We start from the raw sequence: 22,387 nt of genomic DNA, 5'->3' as shown, positions 1-22,387 counted from the left end.
CTAATGATAATAAAGGAGGCGACTCTATGGCGATATACGTTGATTTTATGCAGATAGAATTTAAAGGCTATAAATGGTGCCATATGCTGGCTGATACCCTGCAAGAGTTGCATGACTTTGCGGCATTGATTGAAGTGGATAAGCGTTTATTCCACCGTCATGCCAGTTATCCGCACTATGATGTGACGGTGCAAATGCGAGAGACAGCAATTGAGTACGGCGCTATTCCTGCCGGTCGAAAGAAAATTATTGAATGTGCAAAGAAGTTGAAAGTAGAGTTACATGAGCAAATAGCACAATCTGAGAATCGCTAATAATTTAATTTTCTAAAACATGAGAAAGGTGGGTTATGCTTTTGTATCCCACCTTTTTATTTGTTTAGACTTTCATTTATAGGTTATTTTGCAATAGCTGCTTTACTAACACCATCAAGGGCTTTTGCAATATTCGTGAGCTGGGTATCACAACCTTTTATATTATGGCGGTCTTTAAGATATTCAGGATTGTTGTACGACAACCAAACTTTTTTATCAGCATCTTCACTGATGAGGATTTTTTGCGGCAAATCGATAGCGACGCTTTGCTCGCAATTCATCAATGGCGTACCCGCTTTCGGATTACCAAACATAATCACTTGCGTCGGTCTCAATGTTAAATCGACACCTTGCGCATTTTTTTGATGATCGACGCGCGCAAATACTTTCATGCCTTTGCTTTCAATAATTGCCGCTAGCTTATCAGTGGTATCTTGAACGGAGTGATTACTTTGCATCGTCACCAAACCCTTTTCAGCATTGATAGCAGTCATCGTTTCTGGCGTCGACTGCCCCTTGTCTGGCGCGTTTAAAATATTTTCAACGCTGGCGCAAGAGGATACGGCCAAAGCTAGAGCAGCGATAGAGATAATCTTAAGCATAAAAAGTCCTTTTTTATTGTGGTTGTTTATTCAGTGAGTGATGGTTGGTAATATCAAATATTCATTGTGAATCATAACATTGTGCTTCATAACATTGTACTTCATAGCATTGTGCGTAATAAACTGCGCATAGTAAAGGGTCGTATTACAACACCTCTTAAAGAATGACTAAGCCAAAACTATCATCTAAGCCAAACGCTCTGCTAGATAATCTACCAGCAACCGAATCTTTGGCGATAAATGACGGTTGTGCGGATAGACGGCCCAGATACTTTCTTCAGGCTCTCTATAGTTATCCAGTAAGCTGACCAACGCACCTGATGCTAAGTGTTTTTGCACATAATAATCAGGTAGCTGCACGATACCCAGACCTTTTAAGGCAGCATCGACTAGGCTGTGACCACTGTTGTATTGCACAGTGCCAGACACTCGCAGGTTTTTTTCTTTATCAGCGTCTTTTCCAGAACCTGTTTTTTTAGAATCTGTTTTTTTAAAATCTATAAAGTGCCAATAGTCGCGAGTGCCAAGTAAGCAGTTATGTTGGCTTAGCTCGGACAAAGCATGAGGCGTGCCGTATTTTTCAAGATAAGCGGGTGCGGCACAGACGAAGTTGGTACGACGGCTGAGTTTTTTTGCCATCATGGTTGAGTCGCTTAATTTGCCAATACGAATTGCCAAGTCATAGCCGCCATCAACCAAGTCAATTTTTTGATTACTCAAAAATGCCGTCACTTCGATATCACTATATTGCACCATGAAATCATTGACCAGTGGCAATAATTGCTGCTCGCCATAAGTGACAGGGGCGGTCAGTTTAATCCTGCCTTGGGGTTTTGATTGTAAGTTACTCACCGCTTGCTCAGCGGCATCCAAGCCATCGAGTACACTGCGGCAATGCTGATAAAACACGCGGCCTTCTTCAGTCAGTGTTACCTTACGAGTTGTACGATATAGCAATTTAATATTGAGACGTTTCTCTAAAGCGCTTATCTGCCGACTGACTTGCGCGGTTGAGATGCCCAATTCTTTGGCAGCACGTGTGAAGCTCTCATACTCCGCCACATAGACGAACTCGCTAATACCATCCCAGCGCATGATTATTACCACTGTGTAAAAGATATTTGTAAATATAGCACATTGTTATCATGGCAGAAACGACTATAATGGTCAGTATAAAGTTTAATGCTTCACAGACTGGTACAACTGTCGCTTGCCTCTACTAAGTCAGCACTATAAGATGAATAGGTCTGTGCTCAATAATCGATAAAACTAATTAAAAAGAGAGACAACTATGTCAGATAAATTTATTAAATCGAAAGCCGCCATTGCTTGGGGCCCGAACCAACCACTATCTGTTGAAGAAGTGGATGTCATGCTGCCGCGCAAGGGCGAAGTATTGGTAAAAATCATCGCCAGTGGCGTCTGCCACACTGATGCGTTTACTTTATCTGGTGAAGATCCAGAAGGCGTATTCCCAGCTATCTTAGGTCATGAAGGCGGCGGTATCGTTGAGCAAATCGGCGAAGGCGTGACCAGCGTTCAAGTCGGCGATCACGTTATTCCTTTATATACCGCAGAGTGTGGCGTTTGTAAATTCTGTACTTCAGGTAAAACCAACCTATGCTCAGCCGTACGCGAGACTCAAGGTAAAGGCTTAATGCCAGACGGCACCACGCGTTTTTATAAAGACGGTGAGCCAATTTATCATTACATGGGTTGCTCAACTTTCTCTGAATATACCGTCTTGCCAGAGATTTCGTTGGCCAAAGTGGACAAAGACGCCCCATTAGAAAAAGTTTGTTTGCTAGGTTGTGGCGTGACCACCGGCATGGGCGCGGTTATGAATACCGCTAAGGTTGAAGAAGGTTCTACCGTTGCTGTTTTCGGTCTTGGTGGTATTGGCCTTGCCGCCATCATTGGTGCAAAAATGGCAAAAGCCAGTCGTATTATCGGTATTGATATTAACGAAGATAAATTTGAGTTGGCTAAGAAGCTTGGCGCGACTGATTGCATCAATTCTAAAGACTATGACAAGCCTATTCAGGAGGTCATCGTTGAGATGACTGATGGCGGCGTAGACTATTCTTTTGAATGTATTGGTAATGTCGATGTGATGCGTTCAGCGCTTGAGTGCTGCCATAAAGGTTGGGGCGAGTCGGTCATCATCGGTGTCGCTGGTGCAGGCAAAGAAATCTCAACCCGTCCATTCCAGCTAGTGACGGGCCGCGTCTGGAAAGGCTCAGCATTTGGCGGGGTCAAAGGTCGCAGCGAATTGCCAGGCTACGTCGATCGTTATATGCAAGGTGACATCCCATTAAATGACTTTATCACTCATACGATGCCATTAGAAGATATCAACGAAGCCTTTGATCTGATGCATAAAGGTGAGAGTATTCGTACGGTGATTCATTTTTAAGAGATAATCTTGAAGACACGCCCTAGTTTTATAAGATAGAAAAACCAAAAATGCCGTCCCTATATAAGGGCGGCATTTTTTTAGCATTAAAAATATAGTCAGTGAAAAGTAATATCGATATATCAGCAACATCGTAGCATTTTTAGGATATGTTGACGATAGGCTTATAAATAACGGTTAGCCTTGAGTATCAAGAATGATCTGCTCAGCAAGTGTGACAAGATCTGAGGCCACAAAGTCCGGTGTTGGCACATTGGAGGCGGGCAACATAGCGTTATAAGGACGTTTAAGAAACGCTCCTTGACAGCCAGCCGCTTGCGCGCCAATCGTATCCCAAAGATGACAAGCGACAAGGCACAAATCTGACATTTCAACAGCCAGCTCTTTAGTGATCATTTGATAAGTCTCAGGCGCAGGCTTGAATTTTGCAACCTTCTCAACGCTAAAAGACTGCTCAAAAAACTCACTCAACCCTGCCTTTTCAAGTGGCGTAGGGGACGGGCTGCTCGCTGAGTTGGTTAACGTTACCAGTCGAAACCCTGCGTCACGTAGTTTGGTTAATGCCGGTATTGCATCAGGATGAGCAGGCATTTCGCTCATGCGTTCTTTTAACTCATCGATATCGTCACCTGTTAGCGTGATTTCATGGATATCAGCGGTCATCTGCAACGCACCGACGCCAAGCCCACCAAAAGGCGTATAGAGTCCTGATAAAGTCATGGTTTGTGAGTAAAGCACCAATTGGGCAAACCACTCTCTGAGTATCTGCTTATCACCGAACAGTCGGGCAAACAATGGCTCAAGAGTGGCGATGTCGAGTAGCGTCTCATTGACATCAAACACGATAATCGAGGCTGATTTATTAGAGGACATAAAAGATCCTTTTATGAGTAGCGAACGAAATTTTGTTAACAAAGCTAGTCAGGAAATACTATCAACAAAGCTAGTCTGGCATGTCAGCTAATTGCTGCAAAATATTCGTGAAATTCTCTACACCTTGCGCACCGCTAACCAAATGACGTTCATTAAAAATTACCGCCGGCACGCTTTGAATGCCTTGCTGCTGCCAATGTTGCTCAGCCTCTCTTACTGCTTTAGCAAAACGCTGGTCGTCTAACACGGCTAGTGCTTCATTACGATCCAAGCCGGTCTCTGCAGCGATATCGGCGAGCACGGCATTGTCAGAAATATTGCGACCATGGGTAAAGTGTGCGGCGAACAACGCTTGCTTTAAGTCGTGCATACAGCCTTGCTGATCTGCCCAGTGCAAGAGCTGATGCAGATTAAAGGTATTATGCATACGTGTGTCATCGTTAAAGTTAAATTCAAAGCCGACCTCACGACCAGCTTCTATTAATCGAGCACGGCTAGCATCAGATTCTTGCTTACTCGAACCATACTTTTCCATAATATGTTCACGCATATTTTGTCCTTCGCTGGGCATATTTGGATTAAGCTCAAACGGATGCCAGCGAATCTCATGTTCGGTGTTGGTTTGCTTGAGCGCTTCTGCCAGCTGGCGGTAACCAATGACGCACCAAGGGCATACAACGTCTGAGACGATGTCTATTCGGAGTGGTTTTTCTGATGTGCTCATATATCCTCGCAAGCATTATTGTTTATTTTTTATGACGGTATTTTATAGCTAGACATATCAGCCAAAGCGACTTGGTTGAATCAGCTTTGGATAATATCACTCAGTCAATATTAAGAGAATGAGGGAGCGATTACAATGTAGTCTGCACAGTCTGCGTTATCACTTAGGTAGCTCAATTGTAACTATTATCAGTAGGATAGCCGAAATTTTTGCAAAAACGGTCTAACAACTGACGCACTGATAACAAAACCCATGACTACTTAACCAATCTGCCGTGGTCACAAAACAGGTTTTTATTTAAAGTTGCTCCATTGAAATTAGCGATGATTATTTATAAATAACGCTAATAATAATTCAATAAACAATAAAAACTTAACACTCACTATGGTGTCATATATGAAAAATATCACTGAAGCAATGAAATGGCGTTACAGCACCAAAGAGTTTGATACCAACAAAAAAATATCAGCAGAAGACTTTCAGAGTCTAAAAGATATCTTACGTCTCAGTCCGTCGAGCACCAATATTCAGCCTTGGCATTTTGTGATTGCTGATGACGAAGCGGGTAAAGCTCGAATTGCAAAAGGCACTGAGGGCATGTATGAATTCAATGATGCCAAAGTAAAAGATGCCTCGCATGTCATCGTATTCTGTAGCCGTGTCTATGCCGATGACGAGTTTTTAGAAGGCTTGCTCGATAAAGAAGATGCTGATGGTCGCTTTGCAGAACCAAAACTCAAAGAGCAAATGCATCAAACGCGTAAAATGTTCTTGGACATTCGTCGTTATGAGCAAAAAGACGAGCCGCATTGGTTGATAGAGCAGTTGTATCTCAATATGGGTGCATTACTACTAGGCGCTGCTACTTTGGGTATTGATGCTGTGCCGATGGAAGGCGCAGATTTAAAAGCGCTTGATGAAGAGTTTGATTTACGTAGTAAGGGCTATACAGCGGTCGCAATGGTTTCTCTTGGCTATCGTAGTGAAGATGATTTTAATGCTGATCTGCCTAAGTCTCGATTTGACGAAGAAACAATCATCACTAAAGCCTAGTTTTAGGTGTTTGATTTGAAATGATCATTCTAAAGTAGCCTCATAATAGTCCTATAAACTTTCGTTTGTGGGGCTTTTCTTTATTGAAGTCTATTTAATATACTACCTTTTTCTAAAAAATAGATTGCCCACTTCACATAATATAGTCAATCCTAAATAAAACAGATACATTATATATCAAGGTGGAACTGGTCTAAATTTTCCTTGTGTGCTGTACCTACGCAGACAGAGGCTGCGAAAAATTTATCCCAGTCCCACTGTATCGTTTTTATACTGAATTCACTATATATTGCTAAATCATATGGCCTGAATTTGAGTGCTGATAAATTAAAACCAATTAATACTAGCTAGCAGCAGATGGTTAGGCTGATTGAGGTAAATGATTATCAGTTAGCTTACAGCGATTGGTAGTACACACTTTTAGGTACTGCCTCGGATTAAAAACTATACTGCAACAACTACAAAATAAAAACAAAACAAGTTTTTTGGTACGCCATAATGGATTTATTGCCGCCGTAGCTATAAGGCGCTTTTTTCACCCATTATATTCATCTGCCAGCGAGAAGCCAGCATGTCTACCTTGACGTTAACAATCAATAAGCAGGATTATCAGCTCGAGAATCTTGACGCCCGTACGACACTGCTCGACGTCTGTCGTCAACATTTACAAATTACTGGACCCAAAAAAGGCTGCGACCACGGCCAATGCGGCGCTTGTACCATGCTCATCAATGGTCGCCGAGTCAACTCTTGTCTCACACTTGCTATCATGCATGATGGTGATGAGATTACGACCATCGAAGGCATCGGTATGCCGGATTCACTATCGGCGCTGCAACAAGCCTTTAAAGATAACGATGCCTTTCAGTGCGGATATTGCACCCCAGGTCAAATTTGTTCAGCGACTGCCTTAATAGAAGAAGTAAAACAAAATTGGCCAAGCCATGTGAGCACAGACTTACAACATCCTGATAGCCTTCTGGTACAAGAAATCGCTGAGCGCATGAGTGGTAATGTCTGTCGCTGCTCCGCTTATCCCAATATCATCAAAGCCATCTCACAAGTACTTGAAAATGAGATGTCAGAGTCTGCTGCCCAGACCAATGACACCTCTACACAAAATTCAAGCGTAACAGGTATTTGGTCACCGCCGTCAAGCGAGGCTCAGTTCCATAAAGCCTCAGCGAATAACAAAACAATAACAGGCAAGGCAGGAGACCACTCATGAAACGTTTTGAATATAGCCGCGCTGATGCACCTAAGCAAGCCGCAACCTCTGCTAGCGGCAAAGACGCTTCTTTTATCGCAGGTGGTACCAACTTATTAGATCTCATGAAACTAGAGATCGAAACCCCAATCAAACTGGTCGATATCACTCGTTTAGAATTAGAGCAAGTAGAAACGACTGCCGATGGTGGTTTACGTATTGGTACGCTTGTGACCAATAGCGATTTGGCCGCGCATCCTGAGGTGATTGCAAACTATCCAGTATTGTCCCGAGCTATCTTGGCAGGAGCGACTGGTCAGCTACGTAACAGAGCGACAACGGGCGGCAACTTTTTACAGCGTACTCGTTGCTATTATTTTTATCAAACAGACAGCGCTTGTAATAAACGTGAACCGGGCACAGGATGTCCTGCTATCAACGGGGAGAACCGTACCCTAGCTGTCTTAGGTACCAGTGATTCATGTATTGCTCAGCACCCATCCGATATGGCAGTGGCAATGCGCTTACTGGATGCCACGATAGAGACAGTTAAAGCAGATGGCTCGACTCGCGCTATCGATGTCAAAGATTTTTATTGTTTGCCAAAAGACACGCCGCATATCGAAAATGTGCTAGAAGCAGGCGAGCTGATTACTCATGTTGTATTACCTGCCCCTATTAAGGGCATGCATACCTATGACAAAGTGCGTGATCGCGCTTCTTACGCCTTTGCACTGGTATCTTGTGCCGCAGTCATCGATGCTGACGACAATGGCAACCTAAAGACAGTACGATTGGCGTTCGGCGGCATCGGTACCAAGCCATGGCGTAATGAAGAGGTTGAGGCACTATTAACGGATACCGATGGCAATAGCGACGTTATCACGCAGGCCGCTGATCTATTATTGCATGATGCCAAAGGTAATGGTCAGAACGACTTTAAAATACCGTTGACGCGTCGCCTACTAAAACAAGTTATTCAGCGCGCATTAGCGGGCGAGGGAGCATAATCATGGCACTATTAGAATCAATCACACAGTCAGAACCAACCAAAAAACTGACCATGGATGAGCCTGTTGAAACGCTATTTAGTACAACGGCAAGCAAGCTAGTTGGTAAGCCAATCAACCGTGTTGATGGCTCATTAAAGGTCAGTGGTCAAGCGCCTTATTCAGCAGAGATTCATCTAGAAAACCAAGTCTATGGCGTCTTGGTTGGGGCAACTATTGCCAAGGGCAAAGTAGATAGTATCGACAGTAGCTCTGTAGATGATATTCCCGGTATCATCAAAGTGGTGACCGATCCTGAGCACTTCTTACGTAATTCGCAACAGGGCGGGGCAACAAAAGCACCAACTCAAGGTGTGAGTGAAGTGTTTTATCATGGTCAGCCCATAGCTGTTGTAATCGCCGAAACTTTTGAGGCCGCAACAGAAGGCGCTAAAGCGCTGAAAGTGACTTATAAGGATGAGACTGACCAAGCGGCATTAAACTTTACTCAAGAGCTCTCTAACGCACATGCGGTAGATGAAGAAAAAGGCTCTGATAAAAATAATGTCCAAGGCGATCCAGACCAAGGCTTAGCTGATGCGGCAGTGACCGTTGATCGCTTTTATCATACCCCAAGTCAAAGCAACTCTCCGATGGAGCCCCATACAACGTTGGCTCATTGGGAAGGCGATAAGCTCGTTTTGTATACTTCCAATCAGATGATCGCTTCTTGCAAACAGCAAGTCATGGATGCTCTGGACCTAAATAAAGATCAAGTACAACTGATCGCACACTATGTGGGTGGTGGGTTCGGTAGTAAGCTCGGTATTGCTCCTGAATCTATTGCAGCGGCGATTGCTGCGAAAGATCTGGGTCGTCCTGTGCTAATCACTATGACGCGTTCACAAGTGATGGAAGCAACGGTCAGACGCTCAAACACGCGTCAGCGTATCGCTATTGGTTGTAATAAAGAAGGTATTATCAACACATTTATTCATGATACTACGACCAGTAATTTGCCAGGAGAAGCTTTTTTTGAGCCGACGGCATTATCTACCCATTATCTATACCGTGGTGAAAACCGCCGTGTACATTATCAGATGGTAGATATGAATCAAGTATTATCAGGCTCGATGCGTGCGCCGGGTGAGGCGGTGGGTTTGATTGCGGTTGAATGTGCCATGGACGAGCTAGCCTCACAGCTGGACATTGATCCAATCGAGCTGCGCCGCCGTAATGAGCCTGAAGAGGACCCTACCGAAGAGATTCCTTTCTCCACCCGTCAGCTAGTCGCTTGTATGGAGAAGGGCGCTGAACAGTTTGGTTGGGATAAGCATAATCCCAAGCCTGCCAGTCAATTAGAAGGTGACTGGTGGATAGGTACAGGCATGGCGGCGGCTGCCCGTGGTAACCAATTACAGCCATCTGAAGCACGTGCAACCCTACAGGTAGATGAGTCAAAAGCACTTGGTATCAAAGCAGTTATCGAGACAGACATGACAGACATCGGTACAGGGTCTTATACGGTGTTTTCTCAGGTAGCGGCAGACCTGTTAGGACTGCCTATCGACCATGTTGAGATGAAACTAGGTGACAGTGCATTGCCACCAGCATCAGGCTCAGGTGGCAGTTGGGGTGCTGCGAGTGCGGGTAGTGGTGTCTATCTTGCTTGTGAGCAGCTGCGTGAAATGCTAGCAGAAAAAGTTGGTCTGTATCCTGACAACATTCAGTTAGACAATGGTCAAATCAAGAAAACAGGCGAGCATGCTTTAACGGCAATGGAGGCTGCCAAAAAGAGCGGCCAATCATTTGCTGACAGCACTATTGATAAGCTATCGCAAACCACAGGGCTTTCGCTATCAGGACAGTCAGCATCACAAGAGTATGATTTTGATAATACAGAGTCTTATGCGCTTGCGGATGTGGTCGCTGACTATGATGAGCAAAAAATCACTGCTAAAGGCCAGATAAAACCGGGTAAGAACGGTAAGAGCCATCGCCAAGCCTCTTTTGGCGCGAACTTCGCTGAAGTGGCGGTTCATAAAGTCACTGGTGAGATTCGGGTGAAACGTATGACAGGTGCATTTGCCGCTGGTCGTATTCTGAACCACAAAACTGCAACGTCGCAATGCTATGGCGGTATGGTGTTCGGTATTGGCTCAGCGTTGATGGAAGAAGTGATTCATGACAAACGTGACGGTCGTCTCTGTAACCATGACCTTGCCGAGTATCATGTGCCAGTTAATGCGGACGTACCGCAGTTAGATGTCATATTGGTAGAAGAAGATGATCCTTATACCAATCCAATGCACATCAAAGGTATCGGTGAGACGGCTATTGCAGGTGCTGCTGCCGCGATTGCCAATGCTATCTATAATGCGGTCGGTGTGCGTGTTTATGACTTCCCGATTACCCTCGACAAGCTGCTTTATGAGATGCCAGAGTAGTTTTATCAGCTTATGTATGACAAGAACCCGCTTACTGAGCGGGTTTTTGTAACTGAGTCGGTAGTATATTTTATTACTAGCAAAAAATTCACTAACAAAAAACAATTATTAAATAAGAGGCATTATGAATCAAGTCGCTGACATTCTGAAGCTGGCAAGCGAGGCTCAGCAGCAAGGTGTTGATGCTGTATTGGCTACTGTCGTTCATACAGAAGGCTCAGCGTACCGTCGTGCTGGCGCGATGATGCTTATATGCGCAGATGGACGCTCGGTCGGAATGATAAGTGGTGGCTGCCTTGAGCCGCATATTATCAAACGTGCCTTTTGGCTTACTCGTAATGGCGCAAGCGTACAAGTTTATCAAACGGGCGATGATATTGAATACACCAAAAATGGCGAAGCGAAAGCAGCTGCTAAAGAAGAGACGTCCGAAAATGATTTTTTAAATGTTGATTTCTATGATGAACCAGACCTTGATTTAGACGAGTTGAATTTTGGCTTAGGATGTAATGGACGGGTACATGTTTTGTTTGAGCGCTTAACGACAGCGACGGCGCTTTTGAATGTTATTGGTCAAGTTCGAGGTACGCAGCAACCCGTCACGATAGCCACATTAATTCGCTCTGCTAGTCGCCAAAACTCAAATCCTGAACTGCAAATCGGTATGCGCATTAATTTGGATAATTATACCGAGTCAGAACAAATTACGACTATAGGCGCTAATGGTATTGGCACTAGTAACAGCTTAAATCAAGCCGGGTTTGATGTTTCAAATACTCTTTTCAATACGGTCGAAAACCTAGCTCAACATGAGCTTGGTAATAAAAAGACCGAATACGTTGTTGTGAAAGATGATGACCATTATGACAACGTTAATTTAACAACAGAGTGGCTGGTACAAAGATTAGAGCCACAAATCCGTCTGCTGATTTGCGGTGCAGGCAATGATGTCATGCCGCTGGTCACCATGGCAAAATTGCAAGATTGGCATGTCACCGTCGTAGACAGTCGCGCGCAATACGCCACACGTATACGTTTCCCGCAAGCAGATGAAGTGCTGCCGTTATCGTTGGAAGATACGGATACTTTGCTAAAGCTCAGTCATAACGCTGCTGTGGCACTGATGTCACATAGCCTCAGTCAAGACCGTGCTCGCCTTGCGGTACTATTGACACGTGCCAATCACTATAAGTACCTCGGACAATTAGGCCCGCGCTATCGTACCGAGCGTCTGATAGATGAGATTAAGGCTACTAAATCTGATCCTAATATTTTAAACAACGGTATCAATAAGCTACAGTATCCTATCGGCTATAAGTTAGGTGGCGATGGGCCCGAAGCTTTGGCGCTGGGTATCATGGCGCAAATAAACGCGGTTATGCATGGACAAACGCCACCAGCTAAATGTGTAGATTTAGATAATAGTGACTTAACTATGATGAGCCACGCATGATGACTCAAAATCATGCGGTTATCATTTTGGCAAGTGGTCTCAGTCAGCGCCTTGGCCAAGCAAAGCAGCTACTCAAAAAAGATGGCGAACCCTCAATTTGCTATATGACCAAGCTTGCATTAGCGACCCAGCCGCAAGCCATTATCATTGTTATTCCTGAAGATAATCCATCAATAGTCAGTGCGGTTACCGAGTTAGCTACTCAGCATGCCATTATCCACACGGTTACGAACCTAACACCCGAAACAGGGATGGCGCATAGTTTATATTTAGGTATTGAGGCATTAGTTAATCTTGACGACAGTCTTGTTAATCGTGTTTTGATAATGGGGATTGACCAAATCTTACTTAATGAGCCGCATTTAATAGAGCTGCTAGCGGGTCAACAGACTGTGGTTGCAAGTGGCTATAGTAGTTTGAGACATTGGAGTAATGGGCAGGATTTAGATAAAACAGCCGATACTGAAACCTTTAAAAAAGATATCATCGGATTGCCTTTAGCGATTGATTACGAGTTGCTAAAACAATGGCAAGCATCGTTAACAGGAGATAAAGGGCTGCGTTACTTAATTAGAGGACTGTCTTCTAGCCAAATAAGTACCGTGAATGAGCATCAGCTCAGCTATGATATTGACACGCCTGAGCAACTGACTTATGCCAAGCAACAAGGCTGGCTTGATACATAATCACAGATAGAGGCTTCAATGACAAAGGTGATAGAAACTAAACGTCTTTATTTGAGACAGTGGCAGCCAGCTGACTTTGGGGTATTTGCTGAAATGAATGCCGATCCAGAAGTCATGCGTTATTTCCCCAAGCTATTGTCGCCAAAATTGAGCGATGTAATAGCCAATAAATGCCAGCAGCTGATTGCAGATAATGGCTGGGGGTTTTGGGCAGTGAGTGAAAAAGACGGCCCAAAAGCGGACAATAGCTTTATTGGCATGGTGGGTTTAAATGCAGCTCATGCGGATATGTCATTTGCGCCTTGTGTGGAGATTGCTTGGCGGCTGCATAAAGACTATTGGGGACAGGGTTACGCCACTGAAGCCGCGCGTGCAGCGCTGAAATTTGCTTTTGAAGTTCTAGCGCTTAACGAGGTCGTCGCTTTCACCGCAGTCATTAATAGACACTCGCAGCTTATCATGCAGCGCCTTGGCATGGCGGATACACAGGAAGATTTTTATCACCCTATGCTTGATGCTAGACACCCACTTGCCAAGCATGTGTTATACAAAATAACGCGGCAGCAATGGCAAAACACTATCGAAAATTGACTGTATTTATAATTACCATTTATAGGATTTACTTACTATTATCCCGCGAAAACGTCAAAATGTGCCCTTTAAATGGCAAGTCAAGATAAGTGGTATTCTCGGGCTTGACGTGTTGACTGCTAAAACCATATTCAAGCATTTTATTGGTCAGCTTGTTTTTGCGCCCACGCCCAGGGTCTACGACGATGACCTCACATTTTGGTAACGCATGACGTTCGATAAATTCAGCCAAAATATCAATATGTTGGTCTTCATAGAGTAAATCACTACCGATAATGATATCGAACTTGCCAAGGTGGCTATTGTCTTCTGCCCAATCTAAACGCTCAAAGTTAATCTCTTTATTGTTATTCAAGGTGGTATTGCGATCAAGGAAGTACTCAACTGTCGGATGATAGTCGGTCGCCGTAATGTCTGCATGCCGATGATTGAGCAGCAGGCTCGATAATGCCATGCCGCAGCCAACCTCCAAGATACGCTTGCCCGCAATATCATAATCGAGCATGTGATTGGCCAATACCAAGCTTGACGGCCAAATCACGCCAAACATCGGCCAAGAAGCCGAGCAAATACCTAGGTTAAGCGCCTCATCGTCAGGGTCGCTAAATTGTTGGTTGTCACGTAAGGTGCAAATATGGATATCGGTGTTGCCAATTTCAATCGTTTGATAACGCACGCGCACAGTGGTCAGCGAAGTCATAAACTGTCCTAAAAAATAAGCAAGAATGCAAGCTTTGGCAGAGGGTGCCACTTTCAATGAGGGGAAAAGCTGTTGGGTAGGGTTTGCAGCGTTTAAATCTTGGAGAGGTGATAAGCGTCAAGTAAAAGAATAGGTAGAAAAAATATTCTCATTTGGACGATGATAGTATGACCTAACATTTGACAAGTTGTTGTTAATTCTGAGGAGGTTATTCTTACTAATTACCGATTAGCTAACTAATTATCAAATATTTAGTAGCAATTAGCTATAGTCAAAATATTCTAAAACGCGACGGTATTGCTGATATCAATTTTTTGTAGCCTCTGTCTGCGCAGGTACAGCAAGCAAGAAAAGTTGATATCAGCAGTGCATGATGGTTCGATATTACTTTTCACTCACTATATGACACGTTGAACATGGCGCAAACGTAGAAAAATAGCTTATATAAAAAGTGAATAGTGCTTATTACTTATTACTTATCCTAAGGCGCAGCAATAGAGGCGAGGTATCCAGCCTAATACGTTAGATTGTGACCCGCTTAAAGTCAGGCAGTCACTTTAATTCAAAAATCTTAGTCCAGACGTTTTTAATGCCCAGACCAACTCCACAAAGGCACGACTATTGGTCAGAGGCTCACCATCGATGATGAGTACATAACCTGAACCATCAATCCATAAGAATACAAAGCTGGTCTCAGGAATCAACAAGTCTACTTGCTGAAAGAACGAAATCGCTTGGCTTTCTACTGCCCAGCCGCGTTGCTTTTGGCGTAGCATAAAGCCTGAGAAGTCAGCGGCCGCCACACTCAGCATATCCGCTTCTTCTTGACTATAGCCAATCCGAGCAAGACAAAACCCTTCATCAGAGCCAATGGCTGCTCGGCGCTTACCAGATAAGCTCGCTACCACGTAGGGTAGAAATTGATCCAAGGGCAGATTGGGCGCGGGTAAAAACAGAGACAGCTTTTCAATCCAACCTTGTTCAATAAAGCTTTGTAACCACCCGTCAGAGTAGCGTGCTAGCCAGTCAGCAGCCAGTAGTGTCTGCTCATAGGATAATAAATCCTGTAAAGACAGCTGCGCATCGGTCGGCTCGTTTTGTGAAAATGCCTCAAAAATACCGGCTGGGGTTAAGGTCAGATAGGTTTTATCAGCGTTTAAGTAAGAAGACATAGCGGCTACCGTTGTTGGGAAGTTTTAAATAGGCGATAAGTTAAGTTTTGATATTCTGGCCGTTAGTTTGGTCAAGGCGTTGCTGGCAATGGTTCCAACGTTCATCAAACTGCCAATCGCTTTTGCCTAAGCGAAACCAAACTAATGAGAAGGCAAGGCGATCATGGCGCGCGATACAGTGGGCAAAGAACTCATTTTCGATTTGCTCAATCGTGCCCCAGTCTTGATTATTGCGTGCTTGCATCAGCTCAGTGGTGATGTCTTTTGCAATCTCTTTGGCATCATCGCTACTGATACGCAAACGCTTTGTCTGCTCGTTCAGCGATGGCGACACCAGCACGCTCCAACGGGTCGCCAGCATACTATTGCGCTGAATATAGCTTTTTTTATTAATACAGTCGCGAAAACCCTGCTCAACCTGCGGATACAGGCGGTCTTGAATACGAGTAAATAAATTGGTCACATCATAAGGAATGTCATACCAGCAGCCATAAAAAAAGTCCGCCACAGCACCTTGTAGCGGTTCTTTCTCGTTTAATAACAGTGCTGCATTGATACGTTGTTCGTGAAAATACCGATTATTGGGCGCCAAGAATACCTTGCGCGAGTAAAAACGAAACACCTTGCGCGCGGCCATCTCACTTTCTTTAATAAGGTCTACATCAGACATAATGGTGTCCTTTAGGTCATCGCTCGCACTCGAGTGCCATAGGCGATAACCTAACTAAGCAAAATAAAACCAAGGTGAAGCAGAATGCTAAGCAAAACGCTAGATAACATACTAGGGCGTGTCTTCAACTCATTCGATAGTCATCTAAATGGGTTAAAAATGGCTAAATCTTGCCAAACATCGTCAAATAGCTGGTTAATATCCCGATATTATCTGCGCTATTTTTTCTTGTTTGACGGCAATTTATCTCATTTTTATCACCATTTTTGAAATGAAGACATGCCCTAGTCAAGCAAGGTCTGCATCAAATCTATCATAAACTCAGCGTCTTCTTCACTCATAGGCTCAAATCCTTCAGGCATACCCAGTTCAGCCAGTGCTTCTTGACCATCGTCATCCTTATTAAAATTCAGGACAGCATCGGTGATCGCTGCGGCATCGGCAACATCGTCTTTGATTAATAAAACGTGACTGATATCTGCCAAATCACTTTCGATAAGTACCGATAGCTGGGTTTTGGTCAGACGTGAAAAGCCATGGAAAATCTCTGCCAAAAAGAACGCCGCTTGGACCTCCCCTTTAATGACTTTGCGCGCGGCGGCTTGGTAGGTTTCGGTGACATCCCAATTGAGATCCGAATCTTCTATATCAACCGCTTCGAGTAAACGTAAGCCAATCAGCTTAACATCACGGTTGTCCGCCATCGCTACTGTCGCGCCAGCACGGATATCTTCTAAACGATTGATATCGCTATTTGCCGCTGCCGCAATGACCATTTCATCCGATTTGCCGATAGGGCGGGCAATAGCACGGTAGCCTTGCTCGCGTATCAGCGCCGCTGCATCAAAGGGATTGGCGTAAATGACATGGACGTTGCCTGCTTTGATAAGGGCTTCTTGTTCAGCATACGACGTCGGTGTGTTGAGATGCATATGAATACCCGCACGCTTTTGCATAAGGGTGTTAAACATATGCCAACCGGCAAAGCGCTCAGGAGAAAAATCAGGGGCGATTAATAAGTTATACGTGGGTTCACTCATGATTTAGCCTTCCTCATTTTGTTTCATTTCAGCATACTGAGCCATTGCTGCATCAATCTTGCTGCGTGATGGCTTACGGCGGACCGAGGTATAACCCACCGTTTCGCCGTGACGAATATTAGGCACGACCGTGGCATATACCCAATAATGGCTGCCGTCTTTGCATAAGTTTTTGACGTAACCGTGCCATTTCTGCCCAGACTCAGCGGTATCCCACAAGTCTTTATAAGCCGCTTTAGGCATGTCAGGATGACGCAAAATATAGTGCTGTTTGCCGATTAACTCGTCGACATTGTAGCCACTAATCTCGACAAAGGCGTCGTTAACGTGCGTTAAAATGCCGTCCAAATCTGTACGCGAGACGATAAGCTTGCCGTCTGGGTAGGGGCGTTCAATACCAGTATCATAGACAGTACGCGATGTACCATCGTGATAAGTCAGCATGATTTGTTCTGCAGGTAACTCAGGTTTTTGTGCATCAGGGAGTGGAGAACCCATCGTAATCTCCTTCATTTAACGTTGTATTCATAAGGGTTAAAAAGCGGATTTGGTGTGTTAGCGGTCGATAATAGAATGAATGATAAGCCAGATATTTTTTATTGTTCTAATAAGTTCATCGCTCATCTCTTCTCTCATCATTGAAGCCTTTCATATAAACAGTGTGCACTACCTTAAATAGTTTTTATAAGACATAGCACCAATTTTAATTTAGAGTAGGACGGATAACTTGCTATCTCTTGTTATCTATAGCGATAACCATAACGCGGCATCGACAGTGCTTTATGCTCACCAATTAGATGAGTTTGGCTAGGGCTTCTGAGGCGCGCTTGATATCCAAGAATATCAAACCAAGCTTGGCATTGGGTTTTGCCATAATGGTCAGCACTGCCTCATCTCCTGATGACGTCATAATCACGTAGCCTTTTTCACCTTGAATCATAATGCGATCGATACTGCCGCGTGCGAGCTCACGACCTGCGCGGTCACCCAAGGATAAAAGCGCGGCTGACATGGCGCCAACGCGATCTTCATCAACGCCCGTTGGTAAGGCTGAAGCAATCATCAGACCATCGTTAGAAATAAGGGCAGATGCTTCTACATCGGCTGATGAGCTGTTTAGGTCTTCCAAAATCTGCTGGAATGAATCTGTACGCATATCGCTTTCTCTGTACTGGTGGTTGGTATGTATTTGTGAACGAGTGGCGGTAGCCAAAATATCCTTGCTTTAAGAAGGGCATTATAATTCCTTACTAATAATATTGATATACGATTATGCCAATAAAAGAGGTATTTTCTAGATATTTTACTGCTTAGTGGTCGATTTCTACTTTTTATCACTATTTCTGATATAGATTTTAATAAAATATTGAATAGTTATTTATTTTTATACCTCATTACCACTAATTTAACGTTTTTTAACAAGTGAATTGTGCGATAGATTCTTTTCGTTAAAAAGGTTTAGTGATAAGCGAATAATTGCTGCTCATCGTTTGACTATGGAGTACAAACAAAAACCTGCCGCATCAACTATACTGAAAAAAGTCACATCATTTTTCATGATGGTGATATTTACTAGACTTATAGACCCTAAAAATGATATATAGATATGAGATAAAAATAGTTGTTACTTATTAGCTATGCATTTAACCGATTATTTATAGAAGACAAACAGTTGGCGTTCAATCCCATTAGTTTTTATACCGACCTGTGTATAGGAGCGTTTTAATCCCACATCGGCGTTTATAATCCTATCGTTTGCTAGCAAATGATAAGACGTGGATGTATATCAACAGATCACAATTTTTACCTTAAGGAAGCTATATGAGTATCAGTCAGGCCATCGAAAAAATCGAAGAACGTTATGCCCATCAACCTGAATTCGTGCAAGCGGTAAAAGAAGTTGCGCTTACCATCGCACCTCTGTATGACGCTCATCCAGAATATGAACATTTAAAGATATTTGAGCGTTTGGTTGAGCCTGATCGTATTATTTGCTTCCGTATTAACTGGGAAAATGATCAAGGCGAAGTGCAGGTCAATCGCGGCTGGCGTGTTCAGTTTAGTAATGCCTTAGGCCCGTACAAAGGTGGCGTTCGCTTCCATCCTACCGTCAACCAATCCGTATTGAAGTTTTTGGGCTTTGAGCAAATCTTTAAAAACGCTTTAACAGGTCTACCAATGGGCGGCGGTAAAGGTGGTGCTGACTTTGATCCTAAAGGTAAATCGGACAGCGAAATCCGCCGTTTTTGTTATGCCTTTATGCGCGAGTTGCATCAGTACGTCAGCAAGGACATTGACGTACCAGCAGGCGATATCGGTGTGGGTGGACGTGAAGTCAGCTATATGTTTGCCATGTATAAAAACTTGACTCGCGAGCACGGCGGTGTCTTGACTGGTAAAGGCGTTGGTTTTGGTGGTAGCTTAATGCGCACAGAAGCGACAGGCTACGGCGCGGTTTATTTCTTAGAAAATATGATGGCTGCGCAAAACGAAAACATCAAAGGCAAAAAAGTGCTGATCTCAGGGGCGGGTAACGTCTCACTGCACGCCGCCGAAAAAGCGAATATGCTAGGCGCAACCGTACTGACAGTATCTGACTCACAAGGTACGTTGTATGATGAAAAAGGCATGGATCAAGAAAAAATTGATTGGCTAAAAAATCAAAAAGCACAAAGCAAGCCACTGTGTGATTATGTTGATGTTTATGGTGGTGAGTGGTTTGCTAAGCAAAAACCATGGCACATCAAAGGTGATATCGCTATCCCATCAGCGACACAGAACGAAGTCAACGAAGATGATGCTAAATTAATGGTTGAAAACGGCATCAAATATATCGCTGAAGGCGCTAACATGCCATTGACTGCCGAAGCTGTTGATTATATTCGTCTGCACCGTGTCCACTATGCACCAGGCAAAGCGGCTAACGCTGGCGGTGTGGCAGTATCTGGTCTTGAGATGTCACAAAACTCAGTGCGCCAATATAAAACCTTTGAAGAAATCGATGAGCGCCTAAAGCGTATTATGAAAAATATTCATGATTGTGCCGCTGAAGCATCAGAAAACTATGGTCAGACTGATGATGGCTATATCGACTATATGGCTGGCGCCAATATCGTGGGCTTCAAGCGCGTGGCTGATGCGTTATGTGCCTATGGTATCTTGAACTAACTTTTGGTATCTCGAACCAACTTTTAGTATTTTGAGCTAAAAGGACAGTTTGTCTTAGTTCGCTTATTGAAATTTTAAATACCGCTTTTATTTCTAATAAGGGCGGTATTTTTTTGTTTGAAATTTTTTTGCCTTTTTCGACAGGACGCTCACTAAAGTTTTTTGGCTTATAAGTACCTAATTTATAAATGTTTTTACATGTTTTACTTGAAGTTACATTAATCTATTTTATTAGACAGATTATAAGTAATCATTATTAGTCCTTTTGACTATTATCAATTCTCTAGGTTCATTTTAGTTTACCCAAAGTTTTTACCTATAGCTTTGATACATTCATCAAGGGATCAACCATGACCGTCCACAAGGGAGTCTATACTGACAAAAACTCAATTTTTTTGAGTTCGATTCCTATGATAGGAAATCGATTTAGCGATTATTTATTTAGCGATTATCTATTTAGTGATTATAAAAGCAATTTTCATGCTTTGAGAAGTCACTTACTAAAACGCACCGCCCCAAAAATTGGATTATATAAAGACCGTACATTAAAAGGCAGTCGTGCTTTAAACGATTATAGTGATATTGTTGGCTATGCTGGTATTGAAGACCAGCTTGGAGAGGCTGTAAGTATCCATAAGTTTTATGGTCATACTTCAAAAAGCTCTATCCGCTTAAGCTTTCAGTTAATGACCCGTGCTGAACCGGCAGCGATGGTGATTGAGACGATTAAGTCGTTGTTGGCGATTAAAGCAGATGACGATGAGATTTTAATTGTCGATAATAATAATACTCAAACAACGCTCTACAAGCCATTGGCTCAGTTCTGTGCCAGTCTGGATGCGCGTCACAATGTACATTTTTATCATATCGATTCAGTAGCAGGCTTTAAAGCTGGCGCACTTAATTTAGCGTTGGGGCTTATGGACCCCAATTGCAGCCATATAGTGGTAGTTGATAGTGACTATCAGGCGTTACCGCAAGCGCGAGTATCGATTGCCAATGCTATCGAGTGTTATCCGACCCATGCGCTATTGCAGTTTCCTCAGTTTTATCGTGACGCCGGACGAGTCGATATTCATAGCGAGCTAAATCACTATTTCAATCACCATTTATACCGTCCGTTTAATCGCACACGTGCGCTATCGACTGGGACTTATGCAGTCATTCGCCGCCGTGCGCTATTAGATTTAGGCGGCTGGTCAGGCGCATCAATTACCGAAGATGCGCAGATGGGTGTGCTGATGCATAGTCGCGGCTTGCGCAGTCAGTTTGTCCCTGAGGTTATCGCGACAGGACTGCTACCCACTACCTTGCACGACTTGATGAGCCAGCGGCGACGCTGGATCTATGGCAATATGCAAGTGCTTAATACTTACTTTTCAGCGTCATCAAACTTGCCTTCAACAAGTTTATCCATCATAGATTCACTCGTCACAGACTCATCCGCTACAAAAAAGAAACTCAGTGAGCGTCTAGCGTACATGGGTGCACACTTATCTCAGCTTAGTGCTTGGGTCAATTTTACCGGTATCTTTATCGTATTGCAGCTATTGACGCTACTTATTATTACGAGTGCGCTACTATTCAGCACCAGTTTAAATATTTATGCTTTGCTTGCTCCTTTATATATCGTGTATGCGAGTTACGCCATATTTTTGGGTAGGCGTTTATGGGCATATATGCAGGATAGGGCATCGCTCAATCAGCAAACTAGCAATGGAGCTGCGCCAAGCTTAAGTAATCGTTTGCGGGCTTGGGCTGTGCATCTGAATTTTTGGGAGTTGGGCGCTTTATCATGGTGGCCAGTACTATGGGGACAAAAGAAGCCGTTTATCTGTACGCCGAAGCAAGAGTTGATACGTACGCGAAAATCAGTTTATGTTGCCAATTTAATGGCGATGCCTAAAGTATTGCTAATGTTAAATATAACCACAGCCATAATTGTATCGCCATTTTCCCTTTTATATTCACCGCTACTATTTGGCTGCGCCGTGATGGTTTGTATTCTAAAAGTATGGGCTGCCAAGGTGATGCTGGATAATTACAGCTATGAAGAATATCAGGTTGCAAATAAAAAGGTAGCTGCTGAGACCTTAATTACTAAAAACCTCAGTGCTAAAAGCTTCGTTACTAAAAACTTGTCTCAGCCGCACATGATTAGTATTGCTAAATCAAAAGACAAACCTTTGACGTCTTCATTTAAAGACGACAATGCTGTTAATTTTTAACAACATTAATTTTAATCTCTACAATTTTTATCTGTACCTAATGACTGTCATTCA

At 43.5% G+C, this 22,387-nt stretch carries 21 protein-coding genes; 11 read left to right on the top strand and 10 right to left on the bottom strand.

Features of this window, described 5'->3' with window-relative positions; translation table 11 throughout:
• Nucleotides 1–26 precede the first annotated feature (26 nt).
• Nucleotides 27–314 carry a DUF4031 domain-containing protein gene (locus ACSUPM_RS10745; RefSeq protein WP_025650774.1) on the top strand — a complete coding sequence of 96 codons (288 nt, stop codon included), beginning with the start codon at nt 27–29 and terminating at the stop codon, nt 312–314.
• A gap of 83 nt (nt 315–397) precedes the next feature.
• On the opposite strand, the gene ACSUPM_RS10740 is transcribed toward ACSUPM_RS10745, so the two are convergent.
• Nucleotides 398–916 carry a DUF302 domain-containing protein gene (locus ACSUPM_RS10740; protein WP_350588228.1) on the bottom strand — a complete coding sequence of 173 codons (519 nt, stop codon included), beginning with the start codon at nt 914–916 and terminating at the stop codon, nt 398–400.
• A gap of 186 nt (nt 917–1,102) precedes the next feature.
• Complete coding sequence (locus tag ACSUPM_RS10735) at nt 1,103–2,011, bottom strand: LysR family transcriptional regulator (protein WP_350588227.1); 909 nt, start codon at nt 2,009–2,011, stop codon at nt 1,103–1,105.
• Nucleotides 2,012–2,222: 211 nt separating this feature from the next.
• Between ACSUPM_RS10735 and ACSUPM_RS10730 the strand changes: the two genes are divergently transcribed.
• A complete protein-coding gene (locus tag ACSUPM_RS10730; RefSeq protein ID WP_436880328.1) occupies nt 2,223–3,332 on the top strand; it encodes an S-(hydroxymethyl)glutathione dehydrogenase/class III alcohol dehydrogenase in 1,110 nt (369 codons plus the stop codon).
• A 177-nt stretch (nt 3,333–3,509) separates the two neighbouring features.
• Here the strand turns inward: ACSUPM_RS10730 and ACSUPM_RS10725 are convergent, their stop codons facing one another.
• Nucleotides 3,510–4,205 (bottom strand): haloacid dehalogenase type II, encoded by a 696-nt coding sequence (locus ACSUPM_RS10725; protein ID WP_025650770.1) that lies wholly within the window; start codon nt 4,203–4,205, stop codon nt 3,510–3,512.
• A 70-nt stretch (nt 4,206–4,275) separates the two neighbouring features.
• Nucleotides 4,276–4,929, bottom strand: a complete 654-nt coding sequence (locus ACSUPM_RS10720) for a DsbA family oxidoreductase (protein ID WP_101212498.1) — start codon at nt 4,927–4,929, stop codon at nt 4,276–4,278.
• A 396-nt stretch (nt 4,930–5,325) separates the two neighbouring features.
• Here ACSUPM_RS10720 and nfsB point away from each other — a divergent pair, with 396 nt between their 5' ends.
• From nfsB to ACSUPM_RS10685, 7 genes are all read left to right on the top strand, one after another.
• Nucleotides 5,326–5,982, top strand: a complete 657-nt coding sequence (gene nfsB, locus ACSUPM_RS10715) for an oxygen-insensitive NAD(P)H nitroreductase (protein ID WP_101212500.1) — start codon at nt 5,326–5,328, stop codon at nt 5,980–5,982.
• Between the two features lie 571 nt (nt 5,983–6,553).
• Nucleotides 6,554–7,210, top strand: a complete 657-nt coding sequence (locus ACSUPM_RS10710) for a 2Fe-2S iron-sulfur cluster-binding protein (protein WP_025650766.1) — start codon at nt 6,554–6,556, stop codon at nt 7,208–7,210.
• Entirely contained in the window at nt 7,207–8,199 is a 993-nt protein-coding gene (locus ACSUPM_RS10705) for an FAD binding domain-containing protein (protein ID WP_201571084.1), read from the top strand. Before ACSUPM_RS10710 ends, ACSUPM_RS10705 begins: the two co-directional genes overlap by 4 nt.
• Before the next feature lie 2 nt (nt 8,200–8,201).
• The gene (locus ACSUPM_RS10700) at nt 8,202–10,625 is read left to right on the top strand and encodes a xanthine dehydrogenase family protein molybdopterin-binding subunit (protein ID WP_350588224.1); all 2,424 of its coding nucleotides are present in this window, start codon (nt 8,202–8,204) and stop codon (nt 10,623–10,625) included.
• 124 nt (nt 10,626–10,749) lie between these two features.
• The gene (locus ACSUPM_RS10695; protein ID WP_201615891.1) at nt 10,750–12,078 is read left to right on the top strand and encodes an XdhC family protein; all 1,329 of its coding nucleotides are present in this window, start codon (nt 10,750–10,752) and stop codon (nt 12,076–12,078) included.
• On the top strand, nt 12,075–12,764 hold the full coding sequence (locus ACSUPM_RS10690) for an NTP transferase domain-containing protein (protein WP_436879930.1): 690 nt from the start codon (nt 12,075–12,077) through the stop codon (nt 12,762–12,764). Before ACSUPM_RS10695 ends, ACSUPM_RS10690 begins: the two co-directional genes overlap by 4 nt.
• 18 nt (nt 12,765–12,782) lie before the next feature.
• A complete protein-coding gene (locus tag ACSUPM_RS10685) occupies nt 12,783–13,355 on the top strand; it encodes a GNAT family N-acetyltransferase (RefSeq protein WP_101212510.1) in 573 nt (190 codons plus the stop codon).
• A gap of 28 nt (nt 13,356–13,383) precedes the next feature.
• Here the strand turns inward: ACSUPM_RS10685 and ACSUPM_RS10680 are convergent, their stop codons facing one another.
• The 6 genes from ACSUPM_RS10680 to ACSUPM_RS10655 form a co-directional block, all read right to left on the bottom strand.
• Nucleotides 13,384–14,055: a class I SAM-dependent methyltransferase gene (locus ACSUPM_RS10680; protein ID WP_101212512.1), complete on the bottom strand. Its 672-nt coding sequence runs from the start codon at nt 14,053–14,055 to the stop codon at nt 13,384–13,386.
• 557 nt (nt 14,056–14,612) lie between these two features.
• Nucleotides 14,613–15,227 carry a hypothetical protein gene (locus ACSUPM_RS10675; protein WP_025650759.1) on the bottom strand — a complete coding sequence of 205 codons (615 nt, stop codon included), beginning with the start codon at nt 15,225–15,227 and terminating at the stop codon, nt 14,613–14,615.
• Between the two features lie 40 nt (nt 15,228–15,267).
• A complete protein-coding gene (locus ACSUPM_RS10670; RefSeq protein WP_025650758.1) occupies nt 15,268–15,897 on the bottom strand; it encodes a hypothetical protein in 630 nt (209 codons plus the stop codon).
• Nucleotides 15,898–16,181: 284 nt separating this feature from the next.
• Nucleotides 16,182–16,937, bottom strand: coding sequence for a phosphate/phosphite/phosphonate ABC transporter substrate-binding protein (locus ACSUPM_RS10665; protein WP_025650757.1), 756 nt, complete (start codon nt 16,935–16,937; stop codon nt 16,182–16,184).
• Nucleotides 16,938–16,940: 3 nt separating this feature from the next.
• Nucleotides 16,941–17,435, bottom strand: a complete 495-nt coding sequence (locus ACSUPM_RS10660) for a PAS domain-containing protein (RefSeq protein WP_025650756.1) — start codon at nt 17,433–17,435, stop codon at nt 16,941–16,943.
• Between the two features lie 295 nt (nt 17,436–17,730).
• Complete coding sequence (locus tag ACSUPM_RS10655) at nt 17,731–18,093, bottom strand: roadblock/LC7 domain-containing protein (RefSeq protein WP_010201036.1); 363 nt, start codon at nt 18,091–18,093, stop codon at nt 17,731–17,733.
• Between the two features lie 665 nt (nt 18,094–18,758).
• Between ACSUPM_RS10655 and gdhA the strand changes: the two genes are divergently transcribed.
• Both gdhA and ACSUPM_RS10645 read left to right on the top strand, forming a co-directional pair.
• The gene (gene gdhA / locus ACSUPM_RS10650; RefSeq protein ID WP_025650755.1) at nt 18,759–20,105 is read left to right on the top strand and encodes an NADP-specific glutamate dehydrogenase; all 1,347 of its coding nucleotides are present in this window, start codon (nt 18,759–18,761) and stop codon (nt 20,103–20,105) included.
• 485 nt (nt 20,106–20,590) lie between these two features.
• Complete coding sequence (locus tag ACSUPM_RS10645) at nt 20,591–22,333, top strand: glycosyltransferase family 2 protein (protein ID WP_198015405.1); 1,743 nt, start codon at nt 20,591–20,593, stop codon at nt 22,331–22,333.
• Nucleotides 22,334–22,387: the final 54 nt, after the last annotated feature.

Origin of the sequence: Psychrobacter okhotskensis, assembly GCF_965638355.1 — a bacterium.
In the GTDB taxonomy this organism is placed as follows: domain Bacteria; phylum Pseudomonadota; class Gammaproteobacteria; order Pseudomonadales; family Moraxellaceae; genus Psychrobacter; species Psychrobacter okhotskensis.
Note: the sequence above shows the minus strand (reverse complement) of the source record. Positions and strands in the feature narration are given on the sequence as shown.

What these genes read in the sequence shown, in the direction of transcription:
- ACSUPM_RS10695 (WP_201615891.1), top strand. Translation starts at nt 10,750, where the DNA reads ATGAATCAAGTCGCTGACATTCTGAAGCTGGCAAGCGAGGCTCAGCAG.
- ACSUPM_RS10680 (WP_101212512.1), bottom strand. Translation starts at nt 14,055, where the DNA reads ATGACTTCGCTGACCACTGTGCGCGTGCGTTATCAAACGATTGAAATT.
- gdhA (WP_025650755.1), top strand. Translation starts at nt 18,759, where the DNA reads ATGAGTATCAGTCAGGCCATCGAAAAAATCGAAGAACGTTATGCCCAT.
- ACSUPM_RS10710 (WP_025650766.1), top strand. Translation starts at nt 6,554, where the DNA reads ATGTCTACCTTGACGTTAACAATCAATAAGCAGGATTATCAGCTCGAG.
- nfsB (WP_101212500.1), top strand. Translation starts at nt 5,326, where the DNA reads ATGAAAAATATCACTGAAGCAATGAAATGGCGTTACAGCACCAAAGAG.
- ACSUPM_RS10660 (WP_025650756.1), bottom strand. Translation starts at nt 17,435, where the DNA reads ATGGGTTCTCCACTCCCTGATGCACAAAAACCTGAGTTACCTGCAGAA.
- ACSUPM_RS10740 (WP_350588228.1), bottom strand. Translation starts at nt 916, where the DNA reads ATGCTTAAGATTATCTCTATCGCTGCTCTAGCTTTGGCCGTATCCTCT.
- ACSUPM_RS10670 (WP_025650758.1), bottom strand. Translation starts at nt 15,897, where the DNA reads ATGTCTGATGTAGACCTTATTAAAGAAAGTGAGATGGCCGCGCGCAAG.
- ACSUPM_RS10745 (WP_025650774.1), top strand. Translation starts at nt 27, where the DNA reads ATGGCGATATACGTTGATTTTATGCAGATAGAATTTAAAGGCTATAAA.
- ACSUPM_RS10665 (WP_025650757.1), bottom strand. Translation starts at nt 16,937, where the DNA reads ATGAGTGAACCCACGTATAACTTATTAATCGCCCCTGATTTTTCTCCT.
- ACSUPM_RS10735 (WP_350588227.1), bottom strand. Translation starts at nt 2,011, where the DNA reads ATGCGCTGGGATGGTATTAGCGAGTTCGTCTATGTGGCGGAGTATGAG.
- ACSUPM_RS10675 (WP_025650759.1), bottom strand. Translation starts at nt 15,227, where the DNA reads ATGTCTTCTTACTTAAACGCTGATAAAACCTATCTGACCTTAACCCCA.
- ACSUPM_RS10685 (WP_101212510.1), top strand. Translation starts at nt 12,783, where the DNA reads ATGACAAAGGTGATAGAAACTAAACGTCTTTATTTGAGACAGTGGCAG.
- ACSUPM_RS10705 (WP_201571084.1), top strand. Translation starts at nt 7,207, where the DNA reads ATGAAACGTTTTGAATATAGCCGCGCTGATGCACCTAAGCAAGCCGCA.
- ACSUPM_RS10700 (WP_350588224.1), top strand. Translation starts at nt 8,202, where the DNA reads ATGGCACTATTAGAATCAATCACACAGTCAGAACCAACCAAAAAACTG.
- ACSUPM_RS10720 (WP_101212498.1), bottom strand. Translation starts at nt 4,929, where the DNA reads ATGAGCACATCAGAAAAACCACTCCGAATAGACATCGTCTCAGACGTT.
- ACSUPM_RS10655 (WP_010201036.1), bottom strand. Translation starts at nt 18,093, where the DNA reads ATGCGTACAGATTCATTCCAGCAGATTTTGGAAGACCTAAACAGCTCA.
- ACSUPM_RS10725 (WP_025650770.1), bottom strand. Translation starts at nt 4,205, where the DNA reads ATGTCCTCTAATAAATCAGCCTCGATTATCGTGTTTGATGTCAATGAG.
- ACSUPM_RS10690 (WP_436879930.1), top strand. Translation starts at nt 12,075, where the DNA reads ATGATGACTCAAAATCATGCGGTTATCATTTTGGCAAGTGGTCTCAGT.